At 64.8% G+C, this 17,275-nt stretch carries 14 protein-coding genes; 5 read left to right on the top strand and 9 right to left on the bottom strand.

What is annotated here, in order from left to right; genetic code table 11:
• The first annotated feature begins 30 nt into the window (after window positions 1–30).
• Entirely contained in the window at window positions 31–1,899 is a 1,869-nt protein-coding gene (locus ACN9MZ_RS05065; RefSeq protein WP_426341165.1) for a putative bifunctional diguanylate cyclase/phosphodiesterase, read from the top strand.
• Here the strand turns inward: ACN9MZ_RS05065 and pepN are convergent.
• Window positions 1,896–4,550 (bottom strand): aminopeptidase N, encoded by a 2,655-nt coding sequence (gene pepN / locus ACN9MZ_RS05060; RefSeq protein ID WP_426341164.1) that lies wholly within the window; start codon window positions 4,548–4,550, stop codon window positions 1,896–1,898. The two genes, ACN9MZ_RS05065 and pepN, sit on opposite strands and share 4 nt — an antisense overlap.
• Window positions 4,551–4,620: 70 nt before the next feature.
• Here pepN and ACN9MZ_RS05055 point away from each other — a divergent pair, with 70 nt between their 5' ends.
• A complete protein-coding gene (locus ACN9MZ_RS05055; RefSeq protein WP_426341163.1) occupies window positions 4,621–5,070 on the top strand; it encodes a GNAT family N-acetyltransferase in 450 nt (149 codons plus the stop codon).
• Window positions 5,067–5,387, top strand: coding sequence for a nucleotide pyrophosphohydrolase (locus tag ACN9MZ_RS05050; protein ID WP_426341162.1), 321 nt, complete (start codon window positions 5,067–5,069; stop codon window positions 5,385–5,387). The genes ACN9MZ_RS05055 and ACN9MZ_RS05050 overlap by 4 nt, the downstream gene beginning before the upstream one ends.
• A gap of 85 nt (window positions 5,388–5,472) precedes the next feature.
• Here the strand turns inward: ACN9MZ_RS05050 and ACN9MZ_RS05045 are convergent, their stop codons facing one another.
• From ACN9MZ_RS05045 to ACN9MZ_RS05015, 7 genes are all read right to left on the bottom strand, one after another.
• The gene (locus tag ACN9MZ_RS05045) at window positions 5,473–6,255 is read right to left on the bottom strand and encodes a hypothetical protein (RefSeq protein WP_426341161.1); all 783 of its coding nucleotides are present in this window, start codon (window positions 6,253–6,255) and stop codon (window positions 5,473–5,475) included.
• A gap of 140 nt (window positions 6,256–6,395) precedes the next feature.
• Window positions 6,396–7,157, bottom strand: a complete 762-nt coding sequence (locus ACN9MZ_RS05040; RefSeq protein ID WP_426341160.1) for a tRNA(His) guanylyltransferase Thg1 family protein — start codon at window positions 7,155–7,157, stop codon at window positions 6,396–6,398.
• Complete coding sequence (locus tag ACN9MZ_RS05035) at window positions 7,147–7,593, bottom strand: AAA family ATPase (RefSeq protein ID WP_426341159.1); 447 nt, start codon at window positions 7,591–7,593, stop codon at window positions 7,147–7,149. The genes ACN9MZ_RS05040 and ACN9MZ_RS05035 overlap by 11 nt, the downstream gene beginning before the upstream one ends.
• On the bottom strand, window positions 7,593–8,510 hold the full coding sequence (locus tag ACN9MZ_RS05030) for an alpha/beta hydrolase family protein (protein ID WP_426341158.1): 918 nt from the start codon (window positions 8,508–8,510) through the stop codon (window positions 7,593–7,595). The genes ACN9MZ_RS05035 and ACN9MZ_RS05030 overlap by 1 nt, the downstream gene beginning before the upstream one ends.
• A gap of 151 nt (window positions 8,511–8,661) precedes the next feature.
• On the bottom strand, window positions 8,662–9,009 hold the full coding sequence (locus ACN9MZ_RS05025; protein WP_426341157.1) for a hypothetical protein: 348 nt from the start codon (window positions 9,007–9,009) through the stop codon (window positions 8,662–8,664).
• 100 nt (window positions 9,010–9,109) lie between these two features.
• The gene (locus tag ACN9MZ_RS05020) at window positions 9,110–11,272 is read right to left on the bottom strand and encodes a DEAD/DEAH box helicase (RefSeq protein WP_426341156.1); all 2,163 of its coding nucleotides are present in this window, start codon (window positions 11,270–11,272) and stop codon (window positions 9,110–9,112) included.
• A gap of 119 nt (window positions 11,273–11,391) precedes the next feature.
• Complete coding sequence (locus ACN9MZ_RS05015; protein WP_426341155.1) at window positions 11,392–12,210, bottom strand: SDR family oxidoreductase; 819 nt, start codon at window positions 12,208–12,210, stop codon at window positions 11,392–11,394.
• Between the two features lie 57 nt (window positions 12,211–12,267).
• Between ACN9MZ_RS05015 and ACN9MZ_RS05010 the strand changes: the two genes are divergently transcribed.
• Entirely contained in the window at window positions 12,268–13,887 is a 1,620-nt protein-coding gene (locus ACN9MZ_RS05010) for a M28 family peptidase (protein ID WP_426341154.1), read from the top strand.
• Here the strand turns inward: ACN9MZ_RS05010 and ACN9MZ_RS05005 are convergent.
• A complete protein-coding gene (locus ACN9MZ_RS05005) occupies window positions 13,868–16,672 on the bottom strand; it encodes a bifunctional diguanylate cyclase/phosphodiesterase (protein WP_426341153.1) in 2,805 nt (934 codons plus the stop codon). The genes ACN9MZ_RS05010 and ACN9MZ_RS05005 overlap by 20 nt on opposite strands.
• A gap of 147 nt (window positions 16,673–16,819) precedes the next feature.
• Here ACN9MZ_RS05005 and ACN9MZ_RS05000 point away from each other — a divergent pair, with 147 nt between their 5' ends.
• A complete protein-coding gene (locus ACN9MZ_RS05000) occupies window positions 16,820–17,272 on the top strand; it encodes a host attachment protein (RefSeq protein ID WP_426341152.1) in 453 nt (150 codons plus the stop codon).
• Window positions 17,273–17,275 lie beyond the last annotated feature (3 nt).

Raw genomic sequence — 17,275 nt, 5'->3', positions numbered from 1 at the left:
CAAGGTTCCGAAGAGCAAGGAAGCTAGCCCATGGCTGCCCCCGACCAGATCACCCACTGGCGCGAAAAAATCTTTGCCCGCCTGGTCCAGATTGTGCTGGCACTGGGCCTGGCCACGGCCATTCCCAGCATCGTGCAATCGCTGCGCGAAGGGCTGTGGGGCGTGGTGGTGGTCGACGCGATTGCGCTGTCCTGGCTGACTGCCCTGTGGCGGCTGCAGGAAGTGGTGTCCTACCCGGTGCGCGCCATGCAGTTCCTGCTGATCACCTTCGCGGTCGGCGTGGCGCTGATGCTGCAGGTCGGTCCCGTGGCACACACCTACCTGCTGGCGGTGCCCTGCCTGGCCGCGCTGCTGGTGGGCCTGAAGCCGGCCATCTGGCTGTTGCTGGCCGGCGCCGTCGCCATCGTGCTGACCGGCTTTGCGCCGCCGCCCGATCCGGCAGCCGTCGGCCTGTCCGACGACGCTGCCTTGCGCGCTTCGATCGTGGCGCTCAATTACCTGTTCATTGCCGGCATCCTCACCATGAGCTGCGGCGTGCTGCTGCGCCACCTGGCGCGCTCGCTGGCCGAAGGCGAGCAGCTGGCGTTCTACGACCCGCTGACCGGGCTGCCAAACCGGCGCCTGCTGCTGGACCGGCTGGCCGGCCTGCTGGCCAGTTCCGAGCGCCAGCAGGTGTTCAGCGCCGTGATGTTTGTCGACCTCGACCGCTTCAAGACCATCAACGATGCGCGCGGCCATGCCACCGGCGACCATTTGCTGCGGCTGGCCGCGCAGCGCCTGTCGGAAGCGGTGCGCAAGAGCGACACCGTGGCGCGCATCGGCGGCGACGAATTCGTGGTGCTGCTGGCGCACCTGGCGCCCGACCTGGCCGCGGCCGGCAATGCGGCGCAAGCGGTGGCGGAAAAGATCCGCGCCGCCCTGGCGCAGGAGTTCGAGATTGCCGGCCAGGGCTACGGCTGCTCGGCCAGCATCGGCGTCACGCTGCTGCCCCGGTACGGCCAGCAAGCCGACGACCTGCTGCGCGAAGCCGATACGGCGATGTACCGCGCCAAAGCCGCCGGCCGCAACGGCATCGCCTTCTTCGAAGCGGCCATGCAGTCCGAAGTCGAGCGGCGCCTGACGCTGGAGCGCGAGCTGGGCCAGGCCATCGAGCAGGAGCGCCTGCACGTGGCGTTCCAGCCGCAGTTCGATTGCCAGGGGCGGCTGCATGGCGCCGAATTGCTGATGCGCTGGGAGCGCGACGAGGGCGGCATGGTGTCGCCTGCCATCTTCATCCCGCTGGCGGAAGAAGCGGGCCTGATCGTACCGCTCGGGCTATGGGCCTTGAAACAGGCCTGCCTGGCGCAGCAGCGCATGTCGGTGCTGGGCCTGTCCTTGCCGCTGTCGGTCAACGTCAGCCCGCGGCAATTCCGCCAGGCCGACTTCGTGCAGCAGGTGCGCACGATCTTGCAGGAGCACGGCGTGGAACCGGCGCTGCTGATCCTGGAGGTGACGGAAGGCCTGCTGGTGGAGAAAATGGATGAAATCGTGGCGCGCATGAACGAGCTGGCCGAGCTCGGGGTGCGCTTTTCCATCGACGATTTCGGCACCGGCTATTCCAGCCTGGCCTACCTGAAGCGCATGCCGCTATATGAGCTGAAGATCGACCGCAGCTTCATCATGGACATGCCGGACGACGCCAGCGACGTGGTGATCGTGCAGACCATCCTGGCCATGGCCGGCCAGATGGGCTTGCGGGTGGTGGCGGAAGGGGTGGAGACACAGGCCCAGGCCGACTTCCTGGCGGCCCACGGCTGCCATGCACTGCAAGGCTACCTGCTGGGCCGCCCGGCCCCGCTGCCGGCGCTGCTCGACCTGCTGGCTGCGCAGGCCGCGCTCTCCACCGGGGCTGCCGTCTAGTTGAGCTTTACCGTCAGGGCTTTGCGGATCGCCACGCAGCGCTGGTCTTCCTGGTGCGCCACCAGCAGCGAGCGGCGGGTGCCGGCGCTCAGGCCGGGGTTGGCAGCTGCCGTATCGGCCAGGCGCTGCACGCTTTGCGCCGTGCAGGTGGCCGGGATCATGGTACCTGCATAGTCGCGCATGAAGACCGGGCCGGCCGACTTGTCCAGCACGGGCAACTGGGCCAGGCGCGCCGCAGCGCTTTGCTCATTGAGCGCCACCTGCGAGGAAGGATACAGCGCATGCATCGCAGTGCGGAGGCGCGAGAACGGCAGCTTGGTCTGCGTGTCGCCGATCCTGGCCAGCCATTCCTGCTTCACCTTGGCATCCGGGCGTGCGGCCTGGGCTGCCACGGCAGCCAGCTCGCCGCTGTCGGATTTGTCCCTGGCCTGCTCGGCGGCGATGCGCGCCTCGGCGCCCGGATAGTCCTTGCGGTTCAGGACAGCGATCATGTCCCAGCGCAGGTCCTGGCTCAGGGTCAGGCCGGCCAGCTTCTCGCGGCCGTCCAGCATGGCGGCGATGCGCTCCAGCGATTCCTTGCTGCCGGCAGTGCCAAGGTAGGCGCCGAACCAGCGGCGCTGGAAGTCGCCCTTGCTGGCCTTGGCCTGCAGCCATGCCATCTTTTCCAGGCGCCCGACCACGGTGCGGGTGTAGGCGCCGTCGGCCGACATGGTGCGCAGGTAGCGGATCGACTGGTTCATCTTGCCCAGCACGTCGCCCAGCAGCACGTAGTCCTTTTCCTGCGGCGCGTTGACCAGCACCGTGTCGAGGAACTCGTTGAGCGGCAGCGCCCCGTCGCGTACGTTGTCCCACATGCTATGCCACAGCATGGTGCGCAGCAGCTTGTCTTCCACCTTGCTCACATCCTGGCGCGCGGTGGCAAAGGAACGGGTATCGAGCTTGGCTTTCACAAAGCCCCAGTCCTGGTAGTTCGGGTAGACCAGGTCCGGGCAGGCCGCGCCCTTCAGCTCCGGCACCTCGGTAGTCGCGCCCTTGTAGGTCACCGGCAGCACCCTGGCGAGGTCCAGCTGCTTGCCCTTCTTCTGCATCAGCGCCAGTTGCACGCGTTGCTCGCGCAGGGTCGGGAACTGCGCCACGGCCGTCTGCTGCAGGCTGAAGGCGTCGATCTTGCCGGCCTTGCAGCTGTAGTTGGCGGTGATGGTGTTCACGCCCGGCTGGTACAGCCAGTCCTGGGTCCACTGCCCCAGGTCGCGGCCGGCCGCGTCGGCCAGGCTGCCGATGAAATCATCGAGCCTGGCGTTACTGAACTGGTACTTGACCAGGTAGTTATGCACGCCCTTGCGGAAGGTCTCTTCGCCCAGCAGGTGGCGCAACTGCTTCAGGGTCGAAGCGCCTTTCGCGTAGGTGATGGCGTCGATGTTGTCGAAGGCGTTGGCGGTCGACGGCACCGGGGTTTCGATCGGGTGGGTGGTGACGCGCTGGTCCTGCACGTAGGCGCCCGACTTGCCCTGCGAATAGAAATACTGCCAGGCGGAGTCCTTGTATTCGGTGGCTTCGGCGGTGGCCAGGGTGCCCATGAAGGAGGCGAAGCTCTCGTTCAGCCACAGCCCGTTCCACCACTGCATGGTGACCAGGTCGCCGAACCACTGGTGCGCCATTTCGTGCATGATGACGCTGGCCAGGTCGTGCTTCTCGGCGCTGGTCATCTTGTCCTTGTGCAGGAAGGAGTGTTCGGCGAAGGTGACCGCGCCGGCGTTTTCCATTGCGCCATACAGGAAGTCCGGCACCAGCAGCTGGTCGTATTTGCCGTACTGGTAAGGAATGCCGAAGTAGTCGTCAAACCAGGCCAGGCCTTGTTTCGTGTATTCGAACCACGGCGCCGGGTCGACCTGGTCGGCCACCGACTGGCGCGCGAACAGGCGCATCGGGTATTTGGCGCTGGTAGCGTCTTCCCATACCTTGTACGGGCCCGCGTGCATGGAGAAATTGTAGGGGCTGAGGATCTTGGAGACAGGGAAGGTCCAGCGCTTGCCGTTGGCCACGTCTTCCACTTTGGATTCGCGCGTGGTGGACACCACGGTCCAGTCGGCAGGCGCGGTGACATTGACCTGGTAGGTGGCCTTCAGGTCCGGCTGGTCGAACAGCGCGAACATCTGGTGCGCGGCAGCCGGTTCGAAGTGCGAGTAGGTATAGACGCGGCCGTCGACCGGGTCGACCATGCGGTGCAGGCCTTCGCCATTGGTGCTGTGCTTGCGCTCGAATTCCACGGTAACGCTGTTGCGGCCTGCCTTCAGGTCGGCGGCGGCCAGCGTGATGAACCAGTTGTTGTACTGCGGCGCGGCGACCTGCTTGCCATTGACCAGCAGGCGCTTGATGGTGGCCTTGTCCAGGTCCAGCGTCAGCGGCTGCGCGTTGTCTTTGAGGTCGAAGGCGACGGTGGTGGTGTTGCTGAAGCTTTCCTGGCCGGTCAGCGTGAAGTCGAGGACATAAGCGACATTGGACACGCGCGCCGAGCGGGCGGCAGCATCGACCTGGCTCAGGTAGGGGTTTTCAGCGCGCGGGGTAATGGCGCTATTGTCGGCCGCGATGCCGCTGGTGGCGACAAGTGCACTGACTGCCAGTGTAATGGCATGAGGAACTAGCGATTTCATGGTTATCCTTAGACATGTCTCGCCCCGGACCGGCCCCGGTCAGGTGGCGCAGGGATGATACCATTGGTCGATGGACATCAAACTTGAGACCCCCAACCAGCCCGAAGTCGTGGCCCTGATCGACCTGCTGGACGCTTACCAGCTGTCGCTGTACCCACCGGAGAGCGTGTATGCGCTCGACATGAATTCGCTGCTGCAGCCAAATGTGCTGTTTGCCGTGGCGCGCAATCTCGACGGCGCAGCGGTGGGCTGCGGCGCCATCGTGGTGACGCCGGAGTACGGGGAAGTGAAGCGCATGTTCGTGCATCCGTCCGCGCGCGGCCAGGGCGTGGCGCAGCGCCTGCTCGGCATGCTGGAGACGGAAGCGCTGGCGCGCGGCTGCCGCCAGTTCATGCTGGAGACCGGTCCCTCGCAGCCGGAAGCGATCGCTTTGTATCAGCGCCTGGGCTACCGCGTGCGCGGGCCGTATGGCGAATACCGCGACGATCCGTTGAGCGTATTCATGGAGAAGTCGGCATGAGGGACTCACTGGCGGACCTGCGCGAGCGCACCCGCGCCTTTGCCGCTGCACGCGACTGGGAGCAGTACCACACGCCGAAGAACCTGGCGATGGCGCTGTCCGTGGAAGTGGCAGAACTGGCCGAGCATTTCCAGTGGCTGCCCACCGGCCGCGCCGGCGAGCTGGCAGGGGGCCAGCACGAAGCGATCCGCCACGAACTGGCCGACGTGCTGCTCTACCTGGTGCAGATCGCCGACAAGCTCGATGTCGACCTGCATGCGGCGGCGCTGGAGAAGATCCAGCTCAATGCCATCAAATACCCGCCACCGGAACCGTGACCGCCGACAGCGGCTACGTGTGCTGAAACGCACGGGGCTGCGCTATCTCTGCTACTGAAGATGCTTGACCTTCGGATGATCGGCCTTACTTGGCATTGGCAGCATAGTGGGCATCAATTTCTGCAGCGAGCGACTCCGCATACGAAAAAACGACTTGCGAGGGATCATAAGGGATATCGATGGTGAGACAGTGTTCGGTCTGCTGCAGGCAAGCCATCACATTTTTTCGCTCGTCCCTGGGGAAAATGCCCCAATGCGCCTGGTTGCCAAGTCCCGATTTGACAGGAAGGGTTTTTAATGCCGCCTCGTTGAGCTCCGCTTGCGAAGGAAGGGTATGACATCGCCAGTCCAGTATGGAAAACACGGGATCGACGCTTTTTCCGAGATCGATAAACCCCGCTATAGCAACGAATGCCTGGTACCCGCTGGGCAAGTCCAGCGTAAACACGGTACCGACAGGCGCCTTACATCGAATCTTTTTCGGCTTCGGCGTTGATACCGTGACTTGCCGGGGTTCTGGTTGCTCAGACAGCAGCCTCACCTCCAAGGAACGCAATGTCTTACGTCGTGCCGGGACTTCGTCCGGCGCATCGCGCTCCCAAACTGAGATATCCCCACCCTGACCAATCAGTTCAAGTGCGCGAGCCTTGATGGGCTCATGGAGGCGGCCATACTTCCATGCCGTATCCGCCAGCGCGAAATACACGAGGCACATCACCTGCCAGTCGTCAGCACGATCAGCATAACCACGCAATACATATTCATAGGCTTCCGTGTCGGACCGCCCCAACTTTAAGTTTTCGACATATGCATCGCGCACATCGCATGTCGTGTCATCTGAATACAGTGCAGGCCCCCAGGCACCCATGGGAATTCCTTATTAGTTAGTTCGAGCGGCAAATAATGGCCTGGAAGAGGGGCCAGTCGCAATCATCTGAGCGCACATGCGCGTGGTAATCCCTCGGCAAAATTGTACTGAGGGGAGTTCCTGACGGAAGCTGCCCCGGACTAGCGACCTTCCACAAGATTGGCGATGAAAGTGCTGTACTCGTCACGCATCGGCAATTCCAAATCCGTCACGATAGCGCGACGGCGCGACACGACAGGCGAATTATCCTTGGGATTGAAGCCTGCTTTTTCTTCGGTGCCCCAGTAAAGACCGACGCCGCGCTTCTGCCAGTTTGGCAGCTCGTTGAAGTTGATCCCACGGCTAAACAGCAGCTCATTCTTGTCGGCCAGCGACTTGCCGGCAATCGTTGCGGCTGCGCTGTTCGGCTCCACGCCTTCCTTGCGCAGCATCCAGTAGCAATGGGCGTTCAATGCGTTGCGGTGCGCGTCTTCGTTACGCCAGCGGAAGTAGTCGACCACCAGGCGCTTGGTGGGCAGTTCCGCAATCCTGCAATCGAAAGCACCCAACTGTCCCAGCATCAGGCTGAATTTGGCGGACGCTTCACCGGCAAGGATGGAGTTGTATTTCCGGGTCTTGCGGCCGAAGACATTGATGTCCGGGTCGAACAGCAGGGAGATTTCGTCGCTCTCGGTGTAACCGTAGATGACCTTGAAGCCGCAGTTCATCAAGTGCCTGGTGGTTTCGATCATGAAGTCGCGGAAGCGGACATCGAACGGGGCCTCAAAGCCGGCAAGCTCCTTGGTCAGGCGCGTGAAACTGCGGCCGTCGATCCTCGCGACCATATAGATGCCCGGCAGGACGCACTGGTCGTGCGCGGTTTCATACACCCGCATTGATTCGTCGAGCTCATCAAACTTCACTAATCCATTCCTTTACAACACGTTCTCCATCAATCCAGTCAACGTAGAACAGTTCATCAAAGCCTTCTTCGCGCGTCGGGATTTCCAGCCGCTTATGGGTACTGAAGATGCCGACCTGCGGTATGCATTCGGCCCCTTGTCGCTGGCCATTCCATTCAAGCGACCGCTCAAGATCGCTCTTGAAGTAATAACACCTGATGCGATAGCCGTGCTCCTTCAGCATCGCGATATAGCGCGCCCGCACTTCCCTGCTGACATGCGTGTTGTCGATCACCAGCGGCATTCCAGTATCGAAGCAAAGCGCGAACATCAGCTTTTCCCTGTTCTTCGTTTTCAGCAAATCGTTACTGATGCGGACGTGGGAATTGAAGAAGTGCTCTTTATAGAAGGTCGATTTGCCGGAAGCCTGGATGCCGACAAACATGATCGCTTCCATCAGAAACCTAGCGCCTTGCGAATCTGCGTACTGACGATTCCCCAGGCTTTCGAGTCGGCCGAGACTTCGTCGTAGTGGCTGCCGCCTGGCAGAACCAGCACCTCCGCCTGGTCGCCCGCAGCCTTGGCGCGACGGGCGTAGTTTTCTCCGGTAACGGTCGGCGAAATATCGTCATGTTCGCCGTGGATCAGGATCGTGTGCACGCCGGCCGGCAGCATTTCAGCCGGCGAGGTGTCGGCGAAAACGTCGGGGCGCGAAGCGCTCGGCAGGCCGGCAATCTGAGCGGTCTCGCGATCGCAGGTGCGTCGGATCAGGGCGGCTTCGTTGCGCAGGTCGGCCAGGCCCCCAAGGCTGATGACGGTATTGATCTTCAGCGGCTGCGGCGCCCAGGCAGGGCTCCACTCGGGCAGCTTGTGGCGTGAGACCGCCCACTGCGCAAGGTGGCCGCCGGCGGAATGGCCGACTGCGACGATGCGGCTCAGGTCCAGGGCACTGGACTTGGCTTCGTGCTTCAGCAAGTCCACAGCGGTGGCGACGTCCTGGTACATGCCGGGATAACCGCCGCCTTCTTCGTCATAGCGGCGATATTCCACGTTCCAGACCGCGATGCCTTGCCGGGTCAGCGCGCCTGCCATGTTGCGCATTTGCTCGATGCCGCCGAAGTGCACAGTCCAGCAGCCGCCGTGGATCAGTACCACGACCGGATGCGGGCCCGGGCCGGCAGGCTTGAACAGTTCGACAAACTGGCTTGGCGCAGTACCGTACAAGATTCGCTTGTCGGGCGCTGGGCCTTTCAGCGCGAGATAGTCCTGCAAATCCATCGGCTTGGTGACCACCGCATCGGCTGGCGCGGCGGACGCACCTACAGCAGCGGCGCCGGCAGCGGCGCACAGGGAATGGCGAATCAGTTTGAGCATGGTTTTTCGCGGCGAAGTCCGGGACAGCCAGCAGCATAGCGTGGCGATGGCTATTCCGGCAACAATTCCTTGCCGCGCTGGCGGCACCGCGCAAGGGCTTAATTGCCCTTCTTCAAAGGCATTACCGCCCCCGGTGTTCCGCAGAAGAAAGTCAGAAGGGACTCAGGTGCAGGACCTTTGCCGAAACCCATATCGCCCCCAGTAACGAGAATACCGCCATAAGCAATTTATACGTCGGCGTTGCATGCGCCCCCGTGTTAGAGACAGGCGACAGTGCGAGCACCTTCCGGAGCATTCCATCCGGAGCGACCTGGTTCTCCAGCTGCGGAAGCAAGTAGCTGATCAGCGCATCCACGAAGGCGAAGAACAAAAATACTGACACCAGTCCAATGTCAAATATTTTCTGCATGTTTCTGGTGAGGGCACCAAGAATCACAGTGAAAAACAGGATCAGGAAAACCATTCGCACGATAACGAAACTGCGATACATACTAAACATGAGCGGTCGCCTGTAATCTTCCTGGCTCAGCGGCCAAGCGTGCGGTGGCGGCGCCGCGCCATCCCGTCAGGCGGGAGGCGCGGCATGCCAGGGAAAGGGCTTACTTGCCCTTCTTGCCGGGAACCGGCTTTTTCGGCGGGGTGTGCTTGCCGGACATCGGCGGCATGGCGTCAGCCAGCGACATTTTCAGCTGCTTGCCGCCGACCCATACCTTGCGCAGGTGCTTGAAGATATCGTCCGGCATGCCGTCCGGCATCTCGACGAAGGCGTGGTCTTCCAGGATTTCAATGCGGCCGATGAAGCGCGATTCGAGGCCGCTCTCGTTGGCAATGGCGCCAACCAGGTTGCCGGCATTGACGCCATCGCCCGCACCAACTTCCACGCGGTAGGCGCGCATCGGCATTGGCGCGCCCTCGCCGGCTGCGGCCTTATCCTTCTTCTTGCGCTTCGGAGCCTCCTCGAACATTGGCTCGTCGTCATCGGCGCGTTCGGACAGCGGTGGCGCGGCGCGTTCCGGGCGCTCGGCGCGCTCAGGCTTGGCTGCGCGTGGCGCTTTGGCGGCTGGCGCCGGCGGCGGCGTTTCGCCGTCGCGGTGAATGCGCAATGCCTGGCCTGCAACGCGCAGCGCGGCAATCGCGTCGATGTCGCCCGGCAGCAGGTCGGCCGGCATGTCCAGCAGCGAGTAGTCGTCGTAAATCTCGATACGGCCGATGAACTTGGAATCGATGCCGCCTTCGTTGGCAATGGCGCCGACGATGTTGCCGGGCTTGACGCCGTGCTGGTAGCCCACTTCCACGCGGTAGGTCGCCATGCCCTGCTCCGGCTCGCGCTCGATGCGTTCCTTCTTCGGACGCGGCTCGCGAGGTTCACGCGGTTCGCGTGGCTCGCGGGCGTCACGGCCCTGGCCTTCCTGGCGCGGCGCGCCGTCTTCATGCCAGCCTTTTTCGCGCGACTTGTCCAGCAGCAGAGGCTTGCCGCCGCAGGCCATCATGGCCAGTGCCGCCGCCACTTCCACCGCCGGGATATTGTGTTCGGTTTCGTATTCGCGCACCAGGTTCTCGAAGAAGGACAGGCCTTCCTGCGCCAGGGCATCGGTGATCTGGTCCTTGAAGCGCTGGATGCGCACGTCATTGACCGCCTGCAGGGTAGGCAGGGTCATCGGCGTGACCGGCTGGCGCGTGGTGCGCTCGATCAGTTTCAGCAGGTTGCGTTCGCGCGGGGTGATGAACAGGATCGCATCGCCACTGCGTCCGGCGCGGCCGGTGCGGCCGATGCGGTGGGTGTAGCTTTCCGGGTCATACGGCACGTCGTAGTTGACCACGTGCGAAATGCGCTCCACGTCCAGGCCGCGCGCGGCAACGTCGGTGGCGACCAGGATGTCGATCTTGCCGTCCTTGAGCTGGGCGATGATGCGCTCGCGCGCCGCCTGCTGCATGTCGCCGTTGATGGCGCCGGCCGAGAAACCGCGCGCCTGCAGCCGCTCGGCCAGTTCCTCTGTGCCGATCTTGGTGCGCGAGAAGATGATCATGCCGTCGAACGGCTCCGCTTCCAGGATGCGGGTCAGTGCGTCCAGCTTGTGCATGCCGGACACCAGCCAGTAGCGCTGGCGGATATTGGTGTTGGTGGTGGTCTTGGCAGCCACCATCACTTCGGCCGGGTCGTTCAGGTAGGTGGTGGCGATGCGCTTGACCTGGGCCGGCATGGTGGCCGAGAACAGCGCGGTCTGGCGCGATTCAGGCGTCTCCTGCAGGATGCGCTCGACATCCTCGATGAAGCCCATGCGCAGCATTTCGTCCGCTTCGTCCAGCACCAGGGTTTTCAGCTGCGACAGGTCGAGCGAGCCTTTTTCCAGGTGGTCGATGACGCGGCCCGGGGTGCCGACCACCACGTGCACGCCGCGGCGCAGCGCCTGCAGCTGCGGGCCGTAGGACTGGCCGCCGTAGATCGGCAGCACGTGGAATTTTGGGATGTGGGCGGCGTAGCGCTGGAACGCTTCCGCGACCTGGATCGCCAGTTCGCGCGTCGGCGCCAGCACCAGTGCCTGGGGCGAGGCCTGCTTGATGTCGATGCGCGACAGGATAGGCAGAGCAAAAGCGGCGGTCTTGCCGGTGCCGGTTTGCGCGGTGCCCAGCACGTCGCGGTTTTCCAGCAGGTGCGGGATGGTGGAGGCCTGGATCGGAGACGGGGTCTCGTAGCCTACTTCTTTCAGCGCCTTCAAAATGGGGGCGCTGAGGTTCAAATCGGTAAACAGGGTGTCAGACATGGCGGCACTCGTAAGGTTGTTGTTGTATCGCCTGATGCGACGGAAAGCGCTATTTTACCCTTTAAACCCGGTGAACCCGGGTCAGCCCCAAGGGTCTGACCCTTGGGGCCGACCCAGATTTACCGGGTTTCGGTGTGCGGCCTGACATCATCCTTCAGCGCATTCAGGGCCATTTTCTCGATCAGCCCCGGCGCCAGCAGCTTGAGCCAGCGTCCGATCTTGCCCTTGGCCGTCATCACCACCTCGCGCCTGCGCCCCGCCATGCCATCGATAATCAGCTGCGCGCATTCAGCCACCGGCATCGCATCGTCCTCGCGCAGGCTGCTCTTGCCCAGCTCCCCGCCGGCGGCGTTGTAACCCCGATAACGGATCTGGGTATCCACCACGCCCGGATAGGCGGTGGTCACGCTGACCCCATGTGGCTTCATTTCCGCCCGTAGCGCCTCGAAGAAGCCTGCCATGGCGAATTTGGTGGCGCCGTAGGCAGTGCGTCCAGGCACGCCGACCAGTCCCGCCAGCGACGACACGGCCACGATCCTGCCCTGCGACGCCTTCAGGTACGGCAGCGCAGCGTGGGTGCACCAGATGGCGCCCCACAGATTCACTTTCATCAGGTCTTCATACCAGCCCAGGTCCGTCACGTCCTCGAACAGCGCGTGGGCCGAGCGGCCGGCGTTGTTGACCAGGGCGTCGATGCGGCCGAAGCGCTCCACCGCGGCGGCCACCAAGTGGCGGCACTGGTCCTGCTGCGCTACGTCGGTGGCCACCACCAGCGTTGCCGCGCCGGCGGCGCCGCAGTCGGCAGCCACCGCCTGCAGGGCGGCCTCGTTGCGGGCGGCCAGCACCAGCGCCACATCCTTGCCGCGCGTGCGCGCCAGCTGGCGCGCCATTTCTGCTCCGATGCCGTCGGATGCGCCGGTGATGATAATGACTTCCATGTATCTCCTTTGTTTCGACGCCGGGAATGCGCTCCATTATGGGGTAAGATCCCCGCCATGCATACCAAGTACCTGATCCCTGCCAGCCTGCTGCTGGCGGCCGCTGCTGCAGCAGCGCAGCAAGCGCCCACAGTCAAGGAAGCGCCGCTGCGCGCCCACCTTTCCTTCCTCGCCGACGACCTGCTCGAGGGCCGCGGCACCGGCCAGCGCGGCGGCGACCTGGCAGTGCGCTACCTGGAGACCCAGGCCGCGGCCATCGGCCTGAAGCCGCTGGCCGACGGCTCCTATCGCCAGCCCGTGAGGTTCCAGGGCACCCGCCTGCAGCCCGGCAGTTCGGTCATATTTACGGCCGGCGCCAGCACCCTGACCCCGCGCCTGGGCGAGGACCTCCTGATCGGCACCGGCAGCGGCCGTGCCGAAGTGATATTCGATGCGCCGCTGGTGTTCGTCGGCTACGGCGCCATCGCGCCTGAGGAAAACTGGAACGACTACAAGGACGCCGACGTCAAGGGCAAGATCCTGGTCATGATGGTCAACGACCCGCAGCCCACCGCCGAAGAACCGAACCGCTTTGCCGGCACAGGCTACACTTATTACGGCCGCTGGATGTACAAGTACGAAGAAGCAGTGCGCCGCGGCGCCGCCGGCGCGCTGCTGATCCACACCACCCCATCGGCCGCCTATGGCTGGAACGTTCCCGCCACCAGCTTCTCGCTGGAGCGCTTCCATGCCCCCGGCGGCGGCAACCTGGTCGAAGGCTGGCTGTCCGAGGACTACACGCGCACCCTGTTCAGGGCCGCCGGCTTCGAGCTGGACGCCCTGCGCGCCGCCGCCGAACGGCGCGACTTCCGCCCGGTCGCCCTGAACATCAGCGCCCACAGCGAAATCCGCTCCAGCGTGCGCCAGGTCGAGCAGTTCAACGTGGTCGGCATCGTGCCCGGCAGCGACCCGAAACTGAAGGACGAGGCGGTAGTCTATTCCGCGCACTGGGACCACCTGGGCAAGGCCGACGGCCCGGCTGACGGCAGCGACCGCATCTATAACGGCGCCATCGACAACGGTTCCGGCGCCGCCGCCCTGCTGGCGATGGCTGCCGCCGCGGTGCAGAAGCCAGCCAAGCGCTCGCAAGTCTTCCTGTGGCCGGCCGCCGAGGAAGTGGGCATGCACGGCGCACAGGCCTACGTCGCCAACCCGGCCTTCCCGCTCAAGCGCACGTTGGCCGACCTGAACCTCGATTCGATGAATTTCGCCGGCAGCACCAAAGACATCGGGGTGGCCGGCGCCGAGCGCAGCTCGCTGCATGACAGTGCGGCCAAGGTGGCGAAGCAGATGGGCCTGAAACTGGCGCCGCCGATCCCAGACCTGTCGGGCGCCTACTTCCGCGCCGACCACTTCCAGTTCGCCAAGGCCGGCGTGCCGGCGTTTAACGTCGGTTCCGCCGTGTTCTCGGGCGACGGCCACTTCGAGTTCGAGCATGCGCACGATGCCTCGGCCGCCAGCATCGTCGCCTTCAAGCGCGACTACCACAGCGTCAAGGACGAGTACCATGCCAACTGGGATTTGTCGGGCATGGTGCAGCAAGCCCAGTTCACCCTGAACCTGGGCTATGCAGTGGCCAACGGCAAGGCCATGCCGGCCTGGAAGAAAGGCGACCCGTTCAGCTTTGTGAAGCGCTAGCCGCCGCTTCATCCTGCTGCAACAGGGCGAGGAAGCCTTCGGCCGGCAGCGGCCGGCCGAAGAAGTAGCCCTGCATGTGGCGGCAGCCATGGCGGCGCAGGAAGTCCAGCTGCTCCTGCGTCTCCACCCCTTCCGAAATCACTTCCAGCCCGAGGTTGCCTGCCAGCGCAATGATGGTGGTGACGATGGCGGCATCGTCCGGATCGACCGTCAGGTCGCGCACGAAGGTCTGGTCGATCTTCAGCACGTCGATCTCGAAGCGCTTCAGGTGCGCCAGCGAGGAATAGCCGGTGCCGAAATCGTCGATCGCCAGCTTCACGCCCAGTTTCTTCAATGCGTGCATGACAGCCATGGCGTGCGCCACATCGTTCATCACCGCGCTCTCGGTCAGTTCCAGCTCCAGGCAATGCGGCGCCAGGCCGGTGTCGGCCAGCACGTCTGCCACGCCTTGCACGAAGTCCGGTTCGGCCAGCTGCCGCGCCGAGACGTTGACTGCAATGCGCAGGCCGCGCCGCCCGTCGCGCTGCCAGTCCCGCAACTGGCGGCAGGCTGTGCGCAGCACCCAATGCCCGACAGCGAGGATCTGGCCAGTCTCCTCCGCCAGCGGGATGAAGCGGTTGGGCGCCACCATGCCCATCTCCGGATGGCGCCAGCGGATCAGCGCTTCCATGCCCATGATGCGGCCGGTGCTGCAATCGACCTGCGGCTGGTAGTGCAGTTCGAACTCGCGCCGCTCCAGCGCCGTGCGCAGCGCGCTGTCGATGCGCAGCCGCTCGCCCAGGCGCTCGTTCATGGCCGCGGTGTAGAACTGGTACTGGTTGCCGCCCATTTCCTTGGCGCGGAACATGGCCATGTCGGCCCGTTCGGCTAACACGGCGGGCTCCTTGCTGTCGGTCGGGAACACGGCAATGCCGGCGCTGGCGGTCAGGAACAGCTCCGTGCCATCGAGCACCAGCGGCGCTGCCAGGCTGTCCAGCACGCGCTGCAATTGTTCGGCGCGCGGCGCCAGGCCGCTCCGTTCCGGCAACAGCAGCAGCGCAAACTCGTCGCCGCCCAGGCGCGCCACCGTGTCGACCGGCCGCACGGCCGCCTGCAGCCGCGCCGCCACGATCTGCAGCAAGCGGTCGCCGCCCTTGTGGCCCAGGCGGCTGTTGGTGAACTTGAAGCGATCGAGATCGATCGACACCAGCCACAGTTCATGCCCCTTGCGCCCGGAATGCTGGATGGTCTGGGCCAGCCGGTCCTGCAGCAGCACGCGGTTGGGCAGTCCGGTCAGCGCGTCATGGGTGGATTTGTGCGCCAGCTCCGACTCATAAGCCTTGATGGCGCTGATGTCGTGCTGGATCGAGATGAAGTTGACCACCGCGCCATGTTCGTCGCGCACTGGCGACATCACCACGTCGTTCCAGTATTGGGTGCCGTCCTTGCGGTAGCAGCGCAGCACCGCGTGGCCGTCGCGCTGTTCGCGGATCGCGGCGCGCAGCTCGTCGATGCCCGGCTGGTCGAGGTCCTCGCCAAACAGCACGCTCGGGCTCGTACCCAGCGCCTCGTCCGCACGGTAGCCGGTGATGCGCTCGTAGGCCGGGTTCACGTACACGATCGGGTTGTGCGGCTCGGCTGCCGTGATCATCACCGCATTGGTGCTCGACTCGATGGCGCGCTGGCGCAGCAGCAAGGCCTGGTTGGCCGCTTTCAGTTCCGCCGTGCGCGTGGCCACGCGCTGCTGGATCAGGAGCTTGCGTCGCTTAAGCGAATCAATGAAGGCCGACCCGATCAGGGTAATCAGCACGCCCAGCCCCAGCGTGGACAGCGAAGCCAGGTGCTCGCTGGCCAGGATGCGCGCGCCGGGCGTGGCCACCATCAGCCAGCGCGAGCCCGCCACGTCGAGCGCCAGCTGCAGCGGCGCCGTGCGGGCCGGGTACAGCCAGGCCGGCACGGCCAGGCCGCCATGCGATGGCGCCGGCGCCGGCGCCGCATCGTACACCAGGGCTGCCGGATCGGGTTCGGCGCTGGCATACACCTGCATGTCCAAAACGCCGGCGCCAGGGCCGGCGCTGGCGAAAATCTTCTCGATCATTGCGCCAGGCGGCAAGGTCAGGGCCGTCTCGCCAATCACCGTGCCGCCCGGCGCAGCGCCGGCGTACAAGGGCATCGCCACCACCACGCCCAGGCGCTTGCGCGCGCCATCGCGCTGCACCAGTTGCACCAGCGGCCCGGCCGCCGGCGCGCCGCTGGCATAGGCGCGCTGGCGCGCGCTTTCATCGTGGCCGGGAAACAGCGTATCGAGGCCGAGCGCCGCCTCATTGCCGGCCAGCGGTTCGATGTAGTCGATCACCCGGTAGCGCGGCCGCACGGCAGCCGGCTGCGCTGCGCCAGCGTGCAACTCGCGCACCGTGGCGCCGGGCTGCACCGCCTGCAGCGCAGCCTCGAAGGCGGGCCGTTCGCCATGCCCGATGTAGCGCAGGTAGCTGATGCCCAGCACATACGGCCGGCGCACCAGCAGCGGCGTGACGAAACGGTGGAATTCTTCGCGGCTGGCGCCGGGACGGGCCACGAACAGCTGGTTGACCGCATGCAGGCTGGCCAGGGCGCTGCCGATGCCCTCGCGCAGCACGAAGGCGCGCGCCTGCACGCGCTGCTCGAAGGCCAGTTGCGCGCGCTGCGCTTCCAGCCGGCTGACGCCGGCAAACAGGGCGCCGGTCAGGCCGAAGCCGCACAGCAGCGCCAGCACCGCCGTGCGCGTGCGAAACGGTTGCTGTGATGCTGCGTTGATCGGATGGTCCATCGTGCCCCTGCCTTCGCTGTGCCAGCTTACCATTTTCGCACGGCCGGCCATTTAATGCCACAAGGAAACATTTTCCACCCGGCTCACGCGCGCCGGGCGCTGCGGCAGCGGCCTATACTGGGCTGCCCACACCACGAGGAGGCGACCATGGAAAAAACCTGGATCGTCGTGGCTGACAGCAGCCACGCCCGCATCTTCCAATTGCGCGACGGCCAGTTGCCGGCCGAAGAAATCGAAGACCTGGCCAACCCGCTGGGACGCGCCGACAACCGCCAGCTGGCCTCCGACGGCCACGGCCAGTATTTCGGCCCCGAAGGACGCGGCCACACCGCGCCGCGGGTAGAAGAACCGGTGCAGCACGAGGTGCGCCAGTTCGCGCGCGAGATCGGCCACCGGCTCGACACCGCCGCCGCCCAGAACCGCTACCAGCACCTGGCCCTGGTGGCCGCGCCGCGCTTCCTGGGCTTGCTGCGCGACAGCCTGGACAAGCAGACCCGCAAGCTGGTCACGGCCGAAGTGCCCAAGAACGTGTCGGCCTTTGCGCGCCAGGACCTCGATGCCTGCCTGCAGGCGCTGGCCCGGCCGCAGCAGGGCGGCTAAGGC

This window comes from Pseudoduganella sp. S-14 (assembly GCF_049913285.1).
Classification (GTDB): Bacteria; Pseudomonadota; Gammaproteobacteria; order Burkholderiales; family Burkholderiaceae_D; genus Rugamonas.
This window is presented reverse-complemented; position numbering and strand designations above follow the sequence as displayed.